This window comes from Pseudomonas sp. PVC-5-1 (genome assembly GCF_057444345.1).
Genome location: NZ_CM172024.1, coordinates 3308439 through 3322525 on the forward strand (window position 1 = coordinate 3308439; position 14087 = coordinate 3322525).

13 protein-coding genes are annotated in these 14087 nt (G+C 66.0%); 10 read left to right on the forward strand and 3 right to left on the reverse strand.

What is annotated here, in order from left to right:
* Nucleotides 1-67 precede the first annotated feature (67 nt).
* From AC2T3R_RS14955 to AC2T3R_RS14985, 7 genes are all read left to right on the forward strand, one after another.
* Nucleotides 68-823 carry a methyl-accepting chemotaxis protein gene (locus AC2T3R_RS14955; RefSeq protein ID WP_371034575.1) on the forward strand — a complete coding sequence of 252 codons (756 nt, stop codon included), beginning with the start codon at nucleotides 68-70 and terminating at the stop codon, nucleotides 821-823.
* A 105-nt stretch (nucleotides 824-928) separates the two neighbouring features.
* On the forward strand, nucleotides 929-1945 hold the full coding sequence (locus AC2T3R_RS14960; RefSeq protein ID WP_486743849.1) for an ABC transporter substrate-binding protein: 1017 nt from the start codon (nucleotides 929-931) through the stop codon (nucleotides 1943-1945).
* A complete protein-coding gene (locus AC2T3R_RS14965) occupies nucleotides 1942-2790 on the forward strand; it encodes an ABC transporter permease (protein WP_013972953.1) in 849 nt (282 codons plus the stop codon). Before AC2T3R_RS14960 ends, AC2T3R_RS14965 begins: the two co-directional genes overlap by 4 nt.
* Before the next feature lie 240 nt (nucleotides 2791-3030).
* On the forward strand, nucleotides 3031-3894 hold the full coding sequence (locus AC2T3R_RS14970; RefSeq protein WP_486743850.1) for a LysR family transcriptional regulator: 864 nt from the start codon (nucleotides 3031-3033) through the stop codon (nucleotides 3892-3894).
* 251 nt (nucleotides 3895-4145) lie between these two features.
* Nucleotides 4146-5063 carry an AEC family transporter gene (locus tag AC2T3R_RS14975; protein ID WP_013972955.1) on the forward strand — a complete coding sequence of 306 codons (918 nt, stop codon included), beginning with the start codon at nucleotides 4146-4148 and terminating at the stop codon, nucleotides 5061-5063.
* Between the two features lie 35 nt (nucleotides 5064-5098).
* On the forward strand, nucleotides 5099-5710 hold the full coding sequence (locus AC2T3R_RS14980) for a cell wall hydrolase (RefSeq protein WP_486743851.1): 612 nt from the start codon (nucleotides 5099-5101) through the stop codon (nucleotides 5708-5710).
* A 220-nt stretch (nucleotides 5711-5930) separates the two neighbouring features.
* Nucleotides 5931-6782 (forward strand): CAP domain-containing protein, encoded by an 852-nt coding sequence (locus AC2T3R_RS14985; protein ID WP_486743852.1) that lies wholly within the window; start codon nucleotides 5931-5933, stop codon nucleotides 6780-6782.
* Nucleotides 6783-6932: 150 nt separating this feature from the next.
* On the opposite strand, the gene AC2T3R_RS14990 is transcribed toward AC2T3R_RS14985, so the two are convergent.
* Entirely contained in the window at nucleotides 6933-7907 is a 975-nt protein-coding gene (locus AC2T3R_RS14990) for a GlxA family transcriptional regulator (protein WP_486743853.1), read from the reverse strand.
* Between the two features lie 106 nt (nucleotides 7908-8013).
* Here AC2T3R_RS14990 and AC2T3R_RS14995 point away from each other — a divergent pair, with 106 nt between their 5' ends.
* Nucleotides 8014-8625 carry a LysE family translocator gene (locus AC2T3R_RS14995; protein WP_486743854.1) on the forward strand — a complete coding sequence of 204 codons (612 nt, stop codon included), beginning with the start codon at nucleotides 8014-8016 and terminating at the stop codon, nucleotides 8623-8625.
* Between the two features lie 57 nt (nucleotides 8626-8682).
* Here AC2T3R_RS14995 and AC2T3R_RS15000 read toward each other — a convergent pair whose 3' ends face one another.
* Nucleotides 8683-9882 carry an MFS transporter gene (locus tag AC2T3R_RS15000; RefSeq protein WP_486743855.1) on the reverse strand — a complete coding sequence of 400 codons (1200 nt, stop codon included), beginning with the start codon at nucleotides 9880-9882 and terminating at the stop codon, nucleotides 8683-8685.
* A 105-nt stretch (nucleotides 9883-9987) separates the two neighbouring features.
* Nucleotides 9988-10893 carry a LysR family transcriptional regulator gene (locus AC2T3R_RS15005; RefSeq protein WP_085617015.1) on the reverse strand — a complete coding sequence of 302 codons (906 nt, stop codon included), beginning with the start codon at nucleotides 10891-10893 and terminating at the stop codon, nucleotides 9988-9990.
* Between the two features lie 117 nt (nucleotides 10894-11010).
* On the opposite strand from AC2T3R_RS15005, the gene AC2T3R_RS15010 reads away from it, so the two are divergent.
* Nucleotides 11011-11361, forward strand: a complete 351-nt coding sequence (locus AC2T3R_RS15010) for a cupin domain-containing protein (RefSeq protein ID WP_046615410.1) — start codon at nucleotides 11011-11013, stop codon at nucleotides 11359-11361.
* Between the two features lie 206 nt (nucleotides 11362-11567).
* The gene (locus AC2T3R_RS15015; protein WP_024087275.1) at nucleotides 11568-13985 is read left to right on the forward strand and encodes a glucose/quinate/shikimate family membrane-bound PQQ-dependent dehydrogenase; all 2418 of its coding nucleotides are present in this window, start codon (nucleotides 11568-11570) and stop codon (nucleotides 13983-13985) included.
* The last annotated feature ends 102 nt before the right edge of the window (nucleotides 13986-14087 follow it).

Here is a 14087-nt window from a genome sequence, read left to right on the forward strand (position 1 = left end):
CTCGGTGCAGGCCGCCCGTGGCACCGCCGACCAGTCTTCGGCAATTGCCACCCAGACCAGCGCCGGCATGGAGCAGCAGTACCGCCAGGTCGACCAGGTGGCCACTGCCTCGCACGAGATGAGTGCCACCGCCCAGGACGTCGCCCGCAGCGCCGCCCAGGCCGCGCAGGCCGCCCGCGATGCCGACCAGGCCACCCGCGAAGGCCTGGCGGTGATCGACCGCACCACCCACAGCATCGATGCCCTGGCCGCCGACATGAGCAACGCCATGAGCGAAGTGGAGGGCCTGGCGCAGAACAGCGAGAAGATCGGTTCGGTGCTGGAGGTGATCCGCTCGATCGCCGAACAGACCAACTTGCTGGCGCTCAACGCCGCCATCGAGGCGGCCCGCGCCGGTGAAGCCGGCCGTGGCTTTGCCGTGGTCGCGGACGAGGTGCGCAACCTGGCCCAGCGTACCCAGGAATCGGTGGAAGAAACCCGCCAGGTGATCGAGGCCTTGCAGAACGGCACCCGCGAAGTGGTCGGGGCCATGGACAACAGCCACCGCCAGGCCCAGAGCGGCGTGCAGCAGGTTGGCCAGGCAGTCACCGCGCTGCAGCGCATCGGCCAGGCAGTGACGGTGATCACCGACATGAACCTGCAGATCGCCTCGGCCGCCGAGGAGCAGAGCGCAGTGGCCGAGGAGATCAACAGCAACGTGGCGACCATCCGTGATGTCACCGAATCGCTGTCGGGGCAGGCCAACGAGTCGGCGCGGGTAAGCCAGTCGCTGAACAGCCTGGCCAACCAGCAACAGGCGCTGATGGACCAGTTCCGCGTCTGAGTCGCTTGCAGGCCGCTGCCAATCGCGTGCAGCGGCCTTCCTGCCGGGCCTGGAGCCGGTCGTCTACACTTGCGGCAACTCAGTAGCGTCACTCCAAGAGGCCCCATGAAAAAGATTCCGACGCTGCTGGCCGGCCTGCTGCTCGCCGTCGGCCTGGCCAGCACCGACAGCGCCGCCTCCGCAGAACGCACCACGCCCATCCGCTTTGGTGCCATCGGCTGGGAAAGCGGCGCACTCACCACCGAGATCCTGCGCCTGATCGTCGAGCGCGGGTATGGCTACCCCACCGACACCCTGCCCGGCAGTACGGTCAGCATGGAAGTGGCGCTCGCACGCAACGACCTGCAAGTAATCGCCGAGGAATGGGCCGGGCGCAGCCCTGCCTGGGTCAAGGCAGAACAGGCCGGCCAGGTGTTCGCCTTGGGCGACACGGTCAAGAACGCCGAAGAAGGCTGGTGGGTACCGGCCTACGTGATCGAGGGCGATGACGCGCGCAAGCTGAAAGCCGTGGCGCCGGAATTGCGCAGCGTCGAGGACCTGAAACGTTACCCGCATGTGTTCCGCGACCCCGAGTCCCCCGGTAAAGGGCGCTTTCTGAATAGCCCCAGCGGGTGGACATCCGAAACCGTCAACAGCCAGAAACTCAAGGCCTACGGGCTGAATGATCTCTATACCAACTTCCGCAGTGGCTCCGGGGCTGCAATGGATGCCGAAATCGGCTCGGCCATCCGCCGTGGCCAGCCGGTGCTGTTCTACTACTGGAACCCGACCCCTTTGATGGGGCGTTACAAGCTCATACGCCTGCAAGAGCCGCCGTTCGATGCCCAGGCCTGGGCCACCCTCACCGATGCCGGCAACCCCGAGCCCAAGGGCAGCAGCTCGCTGCCGGCCAAGTTGTCGATTGGCGTATCCAAGGCCTTTCGCGAGGGCTACCCGGAGCTGGTGAGCGTGTTCGAGCGGGTCGATCTGCCCATCGACCGACTGAACAAGGCACTGGCCGACATGAGCGAAAAGCGAACGCCGCCCCGCGACGCGGCCCTCACCTTCCTGCGCGATAACCGCGAGGTGTGGAAAGCCTGGTTGCCTGCGGACATTGCCACCAAGGTCGAGGCCAGCCTGTGAGCGGCGGCTTCCCCGAGGCCCTGCAATTCTCCTTTGCCGACAGCGTCAACCGCCTGGTCGACTGGCTGGTACTGCATTACGGCGATCACCTGCGCAGCGTCTCGGACCAGTTGCTGCAACTGCTGGTCGGCCTGGAAACCCTGCTGCGCCTGCTGCCGTGGTGGCTGCTGCTGTTGCTGATCGGCCTGCTTGCCTGGCATGCCAGCCGCAGCGTGCTGCGCAGCGCGGTACTGGTGGCGCTGCTGGCCCTGATCGGCATGCTCGGGTTGTGGGACAAACTGCTGCAGACCATGGCGTTGGTGCTGGTCAGTACCGGCCTCTGCGTGCTGGTGGGCGTGCCGCTGGGCATCCTGCTGGCTGCCCGGCCGCTGGCGAAGCGCTTGCTGTTGCCGGTACTGGATGTGATGCAGACATTGCCGGCCTTCGTTTACCTGATCCCGGTGCTGATGCTGTTCGGCCTGGGCAAGGTGCCCGCCGTGTTCGCCACACTGATCTATGCCCTGCCACCGCTGGTGCGGCTGACCGAACTGGGCCTGAGCCAGATCGACCCTTCGCTGCTGCAAGCCGCCCATGGTCTTGGCGCCAGCCGCTGGCAGCGGTTGCGGCGCATCGCCCTGCCGCTGGCGCTGCCGAGCATCATGGCCGGGCTCAACCAGTCGGTGATGATGGCCCTGTCGATGGTGGTGGTGGCTTCGATGATTGGCGCCCGCGGGCTGGGCGAGGACGTGCTGTCGGGGATCCAGACCCTGAATGTCGGCCAAGGCGTCGAGGCCGGGCTGGCGATCGTCGCCCTGGCCATGGTGATCGACCGGATCAGCCAGGCTTATGGGCGTGGTGGGCGTTGAGGAGTATTGCCGCTACCAGCCTTTCGCAGCACAAGGCGATTCCCTGTGGGAGCGGGCGTGCCCGCGAATGGCCCAACGCGGTGTATGGCACCGGCTACGCCGGTGTTCGCGGGCTTGCCCGCTCCCACAGGAACCGCGCATTTTCTGAGCCTCGCGCCAAACCTGTGGGAGCTGGCTTGCCGGCGATAGGGCCGGGCCTGACAATGCAGCTCTGTCAGCTTGAAACCGGACCTCACCCGCATGTCCCTCAAAGCCTTGCGCACCCTGGTGACCATCGCCCGCCACGGCACCTTCGCCCGTGCCGCCGACCTGCTCAGCCTCACCCCTTCGGCGGTAAGCCTGCACATCAAGACCCTCGAAGACGAACTGCAGGTGACCTTGTTCGACCGCAGCCGCAGGCAGGTGTCGCTGACCGAAGCCGGCCAGTTGGCGGTGGCCCGCGCCGAGACCATCCGGGCTAGCTATGACGAACTGGCCGACGCCCTGGCCAGCGGCCCGAGCCTGCGCGGCCGCCTGCGCCTGGGGGCGATCCACACGGTGCTGGCGCGGCGCCTGCCCAAGGCGCTGGTGTGGATCAAGGCGCACCATCCGCAGCTGCATGTCAGCGTGGCCTCCGGCATGTCGGCAGAACTGGCACGGCGGGTGGAAGACGGCGAACTCGATGCGGCGATCACCACCGAGCCGGTCAGCCCCTACCCGCAAAGCCTGGACTTCACGCCGTTGTTCGAAGACCGCTTCTGGGCGATCGCCAGCCCCGACCTGGCCGGGCTAAGCGTGCCGCAGTTGCTGGCCAGCCAGCCGTTCCTGCGCTTCGACAAGCGTGCCTGGGCCGGGCGGCAGATCGAGCAGGAGCTGCGCCGCCAGCATCTGCAGGTGAGCGAGCAGATGGAACTGGACAGCCAGGAAGCGCTGGCGCGCATGGCGGTGATGGGCCTGGGCGTGGCAATCATCCCCATGGCCGATGACGACCTGCAACGCTTGCCACCGGCTACCTGCCTGCCATTTGGCGAACCACAGCTGACCCGGCGCGTGGTGTTGCTGGAGCATGAGAAGAGCCAGCGGCGGCATTTGAGCGCGGTGCTGAAGACTGCGCTGGAGGCGTGAAGGTTCGCAGGGCCTTGTAGGAGCGGCCTTGTGTCGCGAAAGGGCCGCAAAGCGGCCCCGGCAATTTTGTGGCGATGCCGATATCCTGGGGGCGCTTCGCTCCCCTTTCGCGACACAAGGCCGCTCCTACAAGAGCCAGTATCGACTTCAACCATGCATTTTTTCTCAACGGTCAGTGCAGAAAACAACGTTTTTACAGATCGATCCGCACCCGTAGTCTGTGCCCCGTACCCGACCACGGAACGTCGATCATGCTCCACCTGCTGCTGACTACCCTGCTGCCGATCATCCTGCTGATTGCCCTGGGCACTTTCCTGCGCCTGCGCGGCTTTCTCGCCGATAACTTCTGGCCCGGCGCCGAGCGCCTGAGCTATTACGTACTGCTGCCGTCGCTGTTCCTCCATGGCCTGGCCACCGCCAACCTCGATGGCGTACCGGTGCTGGGCATGGTTGGCGTGCTGATGCTCTCGACCCTGGCCGGGGCCGTGCTGCTGGTGCTGTACCAGGGCGCCATGAACCACGACGGTGCCGACTTCACCTCGGTGTTCCAGGGCGGCATCCGCTTCAACAACTACATCGGCGCCACCCTTGCAGCGGGTATCTACGGCAGCGCCGGCATTGCCCTGGCAGCGGTGGCCAACGCCGCCATCGTGCCACTGGTCAACCTGCTTTGCGTGCTGGTGTTCGCCCGCTTCAGCGCCCGCCATAGCTCACCGGCCACGGTGCTGCGGGCCATCTTCGCCAACCCCTTGATCGTCGGTTGCGCCGGCGGGTTGCTGCTGCGCGCCAGTGGGCTGGGCTTGCCAGCGGGTATCGAACCCACGGTCAAGGCCCTGGGCCAGGCCGCCCTGCCGCTGGGCCTGCTGTGCGTCGGCGCAGCCCTGGGTGGCGCCCGCCTGGGCCAGCAGGTGCGCCCGCTGATGGCGGCGTCGGCATTCAAGTTCCTGGTCATGCCGTTGACCACCTGGGGCTTGTGCCGCCTGCTTGGCCTGGGTGGCCAGGCAGCGGTGGTGGCGGTGCTGTTCCAGGCACTGCCGACCGCATCATCTTCCTATGTAATGGCCCGGCAAATGGGCGGTAACGCACCGCTGATGGCCACCATCATCGCCCTGCAGACCGTGTTGGCTGCCGCCACCCTGCCTTTGGTGCTGATGCTTGCGCTTGGCTAGACTGTGAACCAGCCCACAGTTCGGGAGCTTGCATCATGCGCCTTTCGTGGATGGTGATCGGCCTGGTTTCGGCCCTGCTCGCAGGCCCCTTGCACGCGGCCGACCCGGCCAAGGCTACCGTCGCCGAGGACAAGGCCGAGGTACTCGAGGAAAAAGTGGTGAATGACACACCACCCCCGAAAAAGGCCGAGACCCTCACACCCGGCGAAGCGCAAGCAGTGGACCCGGCCGGCCAGGCGCCGCTGGATGACAGCATCACCTGCCTGGCCCGCACCATTTACTGGGAGGCCAAGGGTGCCGACGCCGAAGACATGGCCGCCGTGGCCAACGTCGTGCTCAACCGCCTGGGCCACGATGGCTTCCCGGATACCATCTGCGGCGTGGTCAAGCAGGGGGTGGAAAGCAAGGCCTGCCAGTTCTCCTGGTGGTGCGACGGGCGCCCGGACCAGGTCGAAGAAGCGCAACGCTACGACATTGCCAAGGAGATCGCGCGCAAGGCGCTCAACCAGCAATTGAGAGACCGCACCGGGGGTGCCTTGTACTTCCATGACCGCAATGTGCACCCGGACTGGGCCAAAGCCTACCGCCGGACGGCGCAGACCAGGCATTTTCTGTTCTACAAACCGAACCAGGCGGTGGCGCGCTGATAGCCGCCGGGCGCCAGCAAACCGGCAGACAGGCGTGATTAGATAGGAATGATTACCAACTATTCGCACTTTTCGGATGAACAGTGGTCTACTCCCTCTTTTGCCGCCAGCAACGAATGTTGGCGTTCTCATTGCTTTGCACGAGCCCGGGCCAAAAGCCCCGGGCTTGTGTAGGATGAGCAGCGCGAACCCCGACGCTGCCAGTCATAGGGAGATCCACATGCGCGTCCTGTCATCCGTTGCCGCCTTGTCGCTGGGCCTGCTCGTCTCGGCCGGGGCCATGGCTGCCACCGGCGAAGAAGCGCAACTGATCGATTCGATCAATGTCTACCGCAGCAAGGCCCAGCCCTGCGGTGGCGAAGCGTCGTTGGAACTGCCGCCGCTCAACAGCGATAACCGCCTGGCGCTGTCGCCAGAGGGTACCCGCGACCTGCAGCAGGCCATGACCCGCGCCGCCTACCCGATGGTCAACGTGCAGGCCATCAGCCTGTCGGGGCCACGTGATGCGCGCGCTGCCATGCATGCCATCGAAGAGAGCTTCTGCCAGGTGGTGCTGGACCCGCAGTTCGTCGATATCGGCGTCAGCCAGGAAGGCCGCGACTGGCGCATCGTGCTTGCCCGGCCGCTGCTCAGTGGCCGCCTGGGCGACTGGCAGGCCGAGGGGCAGAAGGTGCTGCAGGAGATCAACGCCGCGCGCAAGGTGCCGCGCCAATGCGGTGGCCAGCCCTTCGCCGCCGCCCCCGCACTGAGCTGGAGCACGGTGCTGGCCGGGGTTGCCGCCAATCACACCCGGGCCATGGCCAACCAGAATTTCTTCGACCACATCGACAAGGATGGCCGCACCCCTGGGGACCGGGCAGAGTTGGCCGGTTACCTGTACCAGCAGATCGGCGAAAACATCGCCGCCGGGCGTGACACCGCGCGCAAGGTGGTCGATGGCTGGCTGGATAGCCCGGGGCATTGCGCGACGCTGATGAACCCGGACTTCCGTGAGCTGGGCGCTGCGTATGCAGTGGACCCGAAGAGTGATGCGGGGATTTACTGGACAGGGTTGTTCGGGACGCCGCAGTAAGCCCGGCTGACGCGCTTTATGTAGGAGCGGCCTTGTGTCGCGAAAGGGGTGCGAAGCGCCCCCAGGATATCGGCATCGCCACAAAATTGCCGGGGCCGCTTTGCGGCCCTTCGCGACACAAGGCCGCTCCTACAGAGTGCGCGCCGGGCTTCAGGGCGAGATATTGCCGTCACGCAACGCTTGGGCCGTGCAACCAAACCGTCGCCGCACGCACTTGCCCAGGTAACTGGCATCGCCCAGGCCCACTTCATCGGCAATCTGCGCCAGGCTGTGGCTGGAATTGAGCAAACGCCAGCGCGCCTGTTGCAGGCGCATCTCCAGCCACCATGCCTTGGCGCTCATGCCATGGCTGGCGTGAAACTGCCGGTCCAGCTGGCGCCGGCTGATGCCCAGCTCAGCCGCCAACTGCTCCGCGGTCAACGGCGTACCCAGGTGATGACGCATCAATGCCTGCGCACGCTGCACCTGCCGCCCCTGCCCGGCCCCCAGCTCCAACGAGCGCAAGGCATGGCGGCTATCGCGGGTTTCATCCACCAGCATGTCGGCCAGGCCCTTCAGCGCCCTGGCCCTCCCGCAGGCGCGTGACAACAGCGCGACGGCCAGGTCGATGGCCGCGGTGCCGCCGGCGCAGGTGATGCGGCTACCGTCGATGCAATACAGTTGCTCACTCAGTACCTGCAAATGCGGGAAGGCTGCACGGAATTCGGCTTCGTGGCGCCAGTGCACCACTACCTTGTGCCCCTGCAGCAAACCGCAGGCGGCCAACAGGAAAGCACCGTTGTCGACCGCCACCAGCTTGACGCCAGCCTTGCCGGCCTGCCTGAGCAAGGCCCGGTAGCGAGGTGCCAGCGCGGCAGTGGCCATCGCGTTGCGCCCGCCGAACACCACCAGGTAGTCGAAACTGGCCAGCTCGAGCTGGCCAGCGACGGCCTCGACCTGCACCACCGCGCCACTGCTCGAAGGCACCGGGTCGAGGGTCAGCCCTGCCACGGTCCAGCTGCAGTAGCGCTGCTGGCTGTAGTCCTCGTCGTCGGCGCTGAAACGCAACTTGTCGAGAAAGGCGCCGAACGGCAGCAGGGCAAAATCCGGTAACGGCAAGATCAGCAAGCGGATGTCGGGCAGCATTGGCATCGCGTCCAGAAACGACCATTCAATGTCCGGATCATACCCTTGCCCGACAAGATCGGCGCCATAGACTGGCGCCCTCTCCATCAACAAGGCATTCCCCACCATGGCACTCGACACCTGGCTCATCTACCTGCTGGCGAGCATCGGCCTGTCGCTGACCCCAGGCCCCAACAGCCTGCTGGCCCTGACCCACGGCGCCCTGTATGGCGCACGCCGGACGTTGTTCACCATCGTCGGCGGGGTGTTTGGCTTCAGCGCCCTGATCGCCCTGGCCATGTTCGGCCTCAGCGCATTGCTGCAGGCCTCGGCCTCGGTGCTGAGCGTGCTCAAGTGGGCGGGTGGCGCCTATCTGATCTGGCTGGGTATCCAGCTGTGGCGCAGCCCGGGCCTGCACCTGGAACTGACCGCGCAAAGCGCGCGGCTGGGCAATGCCGGCCTGTTCCGCCAGGGCCTGCTGTCGGCCATGGCCAACCCCAAGGTGCTGCTGTTCTACGGCGCTTTCCTGCCGCAGTTCATCGACCCGCAGCGTGGGTTGCTGCTGCAGTTCGTGGTGATGGCGGCAACCTTTGCCAGCGTCGAGTTCCTGGTCGAATACCTGTTGGCACGCCTGGCGTTTCGTATCCGGCCATGGCTGGCCAAGGGGGGCAAGGGCTTCAATCGCTGCTGCGGCAGCCTGTTTGCCTTGATTGGTGTGGCGTTGCCGCTTGGGCGGTAGCACTACGCAAAGGCTGTCGCGATCGTACAGGGATCGCGACAACCTGTGGGCTCGCATTCAACCCCGGCGCGCTTTGGTCAGGAAGATGATCAAGGCCACGCCCGGCAACCCCGCCCCCACCAGCGCCACACCCTGCCAGCCAAACTGGCTGAACACCGCACTGGCCACCGCCGAACCCAGCGCCCCACCCAGGAAGATGCTGGTCATGTACACCGCGTTCAGCCGCCCGCGGCTGGCCGGGTCCAGCGCGTACACTTCACGCTGGCCGATGACCATGTTCATCTGCACCGCAAAATCCAGCAGCACGCCGGTCAGGCCCAGGCCGATCACGCTGTAGCCCGGCACCGTCAGCCCCAGCAACAGTGCCGCCGGTGCCAGTAACAACGCCAACAGCGAACCGGCCCGGGCATGCCCGGCATCGGCCAGGCGGCCGGCCATGGGTGCGGCGACGGCGCCTACCGCGCCCACCAGGGCGAATACCGCGATCTGGCTCTGCGACAGGCCATGCTCGATTGCCAGGGCCATCGGCACCGCCGTCCAGTACAGGCTGAACGCCGCGAACATCAGCGCCTGGTACAGCGAGCGCTGGCGCAGCAAGGGATAACGGCGCAGCAGCGTGAGCAGCGACAGCATCAGCCCGGCATAGCTGGCCTTGTGCTCGGGCACCCGCCGCGGCAAGGTCAGGGCCAGCAGCAGGATGATCGCCAGCATCACCCCGGCAGCGCCAATGAATACCGCCCGCCAGCCGAAGTAGTCGGCCACCAGGCTGGACAACGGCCGCGCCAGCAGGATACCCAGCAGCAGGCCGCCCATGATGTTGCCGACCACCCGCCCACGCTGCTGCTCCGGCGCCAGGTGCGCCGCCAGCGGAATGAGCATCTGCACCGCCACGGAACTGAAACCGATCAGCAGTGCATAGCCGAGGAACAGCTGGCCCTGGCCGCTGCTGCTGGTGCCCGCCAGCAGCAGGCTGACGCAGGCCAGCACGGCGGTAGCCACCATCAAGCGGCGGTTTTCCAACAGGTCGGCCAGCGGTACCAGCAACAGCAGGCCCAAGGCATAGCCCAGCTGCGTGAGCGAAACGATGAGGCTGGCATGCTCGGTGGACAACCCCAGGTCCGGGGCGATCAGCCCGACGATGGGCTGGGCATAGTAGATATTGGCGACGATCGCGCCGCAGCAGAACGCCAGCAGGGCGACCAGGGCCCGGCTGAGGCCGGTGACTGCAGGCTGCGCGGCGGCAAGGGAGGGATTCATGCGAGTGTCCTCGGCAATGGCTGGAATATGCCGGCCACCTTACCCAGACGCACTCCTGGCGAGAATCCAGCGCTGGCGCAACAGGGCTTTGCGCACTGCGCAACACTAGGTGCTGCGCTGTAACAAGTTTTCGCAAAAGTCGATAAAGGCATTCACCCGCCGCGAACCACGATGATTGGGCAGGTACAGGGCGTTGATGCTGTCATTGGCCGCGCCGGGGCTGGCCTGCCAATCGGGAAACAGCCGTTGCAGGCGCCCGGCCGCCACATCCTCACGCACCAGCCAGTCGGCCAACAGCGCGATACCGCTGCCCGCCAGTGCGGTTTCGCGCAGCATGTCGGCATTGGCACTGCGCAACGGCCCGCTCACATCCAGTTCCAGACTGTCCTGCCCACGGGCCAGGCGCCAGGGGCGGCCTTTCTGCCCGTAGCGAAAGCGCAGGCAGGCGTGCTCGAGCAGCTGCCGCGGATGCTCCAGCGCGTCATGCCCGGCCAGGTAGCCCGGGCTGGCCACCAGCCAACGCTGGAAGCGACCCAGCTGGCGGCATACCAGCTCGTCATTGGGCGAGGGGTCGCCCAGGCGGATCGACAGGTCGTAGCGCCCGTCAAGCAGGTCATCCAGGCGGTCGCTGAGGTCGATGTCCAGCTCCAGAGCCGGATGTTGCGCCAAAAACGGCCCCAGGTGCGGGGCGATGACCCGCCTGCCGAACTCCACCGGCAAGCACAGGCGCAGCACACCGACGGGCTCCTCGCCCCGGTCGGCGACACTGGCATCGGCCTCGTCCAGGGCCTCGAAAATACCCCGCGCGCGCTCGTAATAACGGGCGCCGGCCTCGGTCAGGCTGACCTGGCGCGTGGAGCGGTTGAGCAAGGTGGCGCCCAACGCCGCTTCCAGGGCATCGACCAGGCGCGTCACCGACGATGTCGCCAGCCCGAGCCGCCGTGCAGCGGCAGAAAAGCCCTGGGCATCGACGGTGGCCACGAACATCTTCATCGCCAGGAGTTTGTCCATTTGTTGCCCGTCTTCCAAATCCCGGAAAGGTCTTACAAACAGCCGGGCCGGTCAAGAAGCGCGGCGCACGGCAATTGCGTCCATAGTGGAACCACCCCCTTCCAAACGAGGTTTTCCATGATCCCGACCAACCTGCTGACTGCCCTGCCCCCTTGCGACCCCACCAGCGCCGAATGGGTCGACCAACTGCTCAGCCGCCCGGGCGTGCGCGTGGAACGTATCGTCTCCAGCGGCCAGGCCAGCCCGCCCGGTTTCTGGTACGACCAGGCCGAAGGCGAATGGATCGTGCTGCTCAGTGGCGCCGCCGGCCTGCGCTTCGAGCACGAGAGCCACACCCGCCTGCTGGCGCCGGGCGATTGCCTGGACATCCCGCCGCATTACCGCCACCGCGTGGAGTGGACCGCCCCCGGCACCGCCACCATCTGGCTCGCGGTGTTCTACAGCAGCGGCACTCCGTGGCCGGCGTGAATCCGCTAATCGAAAATCGAACGTGGGTTACCCAGCCGACATGAACACCCTGTTTACTCCAATTTTAAGCCCATGATCTAGACTTTTAGCCACACCTTGCAGAGTTCAACCCTGCGACAATCCGCCCCACAAAATTATGTACCAACTTGTTAATTAGCAAGCTAAGAGATTACACTGCGCGCATTCCACCTGCTGAGATCCCTGGCATGAAAGAAACACCGCGCGCCTCTGGCGCCACAAACATCATCCTGGTCGGCCTGGGCGTGATCATCGCCCTGCTCGGCCTCCTCCTGGCTGCGGGCGGCGTCAAGCTGGCCGGCCTGGGCGGTTCCTGGTACTTCCTGATCGGCGGCCTGGCCATGGCCATCGCCGGCGTTCTCATCGCTCGCCGCAAGCCGGCTGGCGCCTGGCTGTACGCGGCGTTCCTGGTCGGCACTGCCATCTGGGCGCTGATCGACGCAGGCCTGGTGTTCTGGCCGCTGTTCTCGCGCCTGTTCATGTTCGGCGCAATCGGCATGGTGGTGGCACTGGTCTACCCGCTGCTGGCCCGTGCCAATGGCACCAGCGCCGGCCGCGGTGCCTATGGCGTTGCCGGGGTTATGGCCGTGCTGCTGGTGATCGCCGCCGGCAACATGTTCGTCGCCCACCCAAGCGTCGCCCCCACCGGCAAAGGCCCGGGCATGACCCCGGTCGAGGCCGGCAAGGCGCAGAAGGACTGGGCTCACTACGGCAACACCGAAGGTGGCAGCCGCTTCGCCGCGCTGGACCAGATCAACCGCGACAACGTCAACAAGCTGAAAGTGGCCTGGACCTACCGCACCGGTGACGTGGCGCTCAGCGACGGCAACGGCGCCGAAGACCAGCTGACCCCGCTGCAGGTCGGCAACAAGGTGTTCATCTGCACCCCGCACAACAACCTGATCGCCCTTGATGCCGACACCGGCAAAGAGCTGTGGAAGAACGCGATCAACGCCCAGTCCAAGGTCTGGCAGCGTTGCCGTGGCATGGCCTACTTCGACGCCACTGCCGCCATCGCCCAGCCGACCCAGCCGAACAGCTCGCCAATCACTGCGGCCAGCGTACCGGCCGGTGCCAACTGCCAGCGTCGCCTGCTGACCAACACCATCGATGGCCGCCTGATTGCCGTCGACGCCGACACCGGCGAGTTCTGCCAGGGCTTCGGCAACAACGGCCAGGTCGACCTCAAGGCCGGCCTGGGCGATGTGCCGGACTCCTACTACCAGCTGTCCTCGGCCCCACTGATGGCCGGTACCACCGTGGTGGTCGGCGGCCGCGTCGCCGACAACGTCCAGACCGACATGCCAGGCGGCGTGATCCGTGGTTTCGACGTGATCACGGGTGAAATGCGCTGGGCCTTCGACCCCGGCAACCCGGAAGATCGCCAGGCGCCGCAGGGCGACAGCACCTATGTGCGCAGCACCCCCAACAGCTGGGCCCCGATGTCCTACGACCCGGCGATGAATACCGTGTTCCTGCCGATGGGCTCGTCGTCCACCGACATCTACGGTGTCGAACGCAGCAAGCTGGACCACACCTATGGCGCTTCGGTACTGGCGCTGGACGCCACCACCGGCAACCAGAAGTGGGTGTTCCAGACCGTGCACAACGACCTGTGGGACTTCGACCTGCCGATGCAGCCGAGCCTGATCGATTTCACCAAGGACGACGGCCAGTCGGTACCTGCAGTGGTAATCGGCACCAAGGCCGGCCAGATCTACGTGCTCGACCGCGCCACCGGCAAGCCGCTGACCCAGGTCGACGAAGTACCGGTCAAGCCAAGCAACATCCCCAACGAGCCGTACTCGCCAACCCAGCCGAAGTCGGTGGGCATGCCGCAGATCGGCGCGCAGACCCTGACCGAATCGGACATGTGGGGCGCAACCCCGTACGACCAGCTGCTGTGCCGCATCGACTTCAAGAAAATGCGCTACGACGGCCTGTACACCGCGCCGGGCACCGACCTGTCGCTGAGCTTCCCGGGTTCGCTGGGCGGCATGAACTGGGGCAGCATTTCCACCGACCCGGTACATGGTTTCATCTTCGTCAACGACATGCGCCTGGGCCTGTGGATCCAGATGATCCCGTCGCAGAACAAGGGCGGTGCCGCTTCCGGTGGCGAAGCGCTGAATACCGGCATGGGTGCAGTACCGCTCAAGGGCACCCCGTATGCAGTGAACAAGAACCGCTTCCTGTCGGTGGCCGGCATTCCGTGCCAGGCGCCGCCATTCGGCACCCTGACCGCCATCGACATGAAGACCCGCCAGGTGGCGTGGCAGGTACCTGTGGGTACCGTCGAGGACACCGGCCCGCTCGGCATCCGCATGCACTTGCCGATCAAGATCGGCCTGCCGACCCTCGGCGGCACCCTGTCCACCCAGGGCGGCCTGGTGTTCATCGCCGGCACCCAGGACTTCTACCTGCGCGCCTACGACAGCAGCAACGGCAACGAAATCTGGAAGGCTCGCCTGCCAGTGGGCAGCCAGGGCGGCCCGATGACCTACGTTTCGCCGAAAACCGGCAAGCAGTACGTGGTGGTCACGGCTGGCGGCGCGCGCCAGTCGACTGACCGTGGCGACTACGTGATTTCTTACGCTCTGCCGTAAGACCGCGTCGCCTTCTTCGCGGGCACGCCCGCTCCCACAGGGACTGCACCGTCCGCTTGGGCAGTGATCATCCTGTGGGAGCTGGCTTGCCGGCGATGAGGC

Coding starts and splice junctions, on each gene's coding strand:
- AC2T3R_RS14955 (WP_371034575.1), top strand. CDS start 68: ATGGAGCAGCAGTACCGCCAGGTCGACCAGGTGGCCACTGCCTCGCAC.
- AC2T3R_RS14960 (WP_486743849.1), top strand. CDS start 929: ATGAAAAAGATTCCGACGCTGCTGGCCGGCCTGCTGCTCGCCGTCGGC.
- AC2T3R_RS14970 (WP_486743850.1), top strand. CDS start 3,031: ATGTCCCTCAAAGCCTTGCGCACCCTGGTGACCATCGCCCGCCACGGC.
- AC2T3R_RS14975 (WP_013972955.1), top strand. CDS start 4,146: ATGCTCCACCTGCTGCTGACTACCCTGCTGCCGATCATCCTGCTGATT.
- AC2T3R_RS14980 (WP_486743851.1), top strand. CDS start 5,099: ATGCGCCTTTCGTGGATGGTGATCGGCCTGGTTTCGGCCCTGCTCGCA.
- AC2T3R_RS14985 (WP_486743852.1), top strand. CDS start 5,931: ATGCGCGTCCTGTCATCCGTTGCCGCCTTGTCGCTGGGCCTGCTCGTC.
- AC2T3R_RS14990 (WP_486743853.1), bottom strand. CDS start 7,907: ATGCTGCCCGACATCCGCTTGCTGATCTTGCCGTTACCGGATTTTGCC.
- AC2T3R_RS14995 (WP_486743854.1), top strand. CDS start 8,014: ATGGCACTCGACACCTGGCTCATCTACCTGCTGGCGAGCATCGGCCTG.
- AC2T3R_RS15000 (WP_486743855.1), bottom strand. CDS start 9,882: ATGAATCCCTCCCTTGCCGCCGCGCAGCCTGCAGTCACCGGCCTCAGC.
- AC2T3R_RS15005 (WP_085617015.1), bottom strand. CDS start 10,893: ATGGACAAACTCCTGGCGATGAAGATGTTCGTGGCCACCGTCGATGCC.
- AC2T3R_RS15010 (WP_046615410.1), top strand. CDS start 11,011: ATGATCCCGACCAACCTGCTGACTGCCCTGCCCCCTTGCGACCCCACC.
- AC2T3R_RS15015 (WP_024087275.1), top strand. CDS start 11,568: ATGAAAGAAACACCGCGCGCCTCTGGCGCCACAAACATCATCCTGGTC.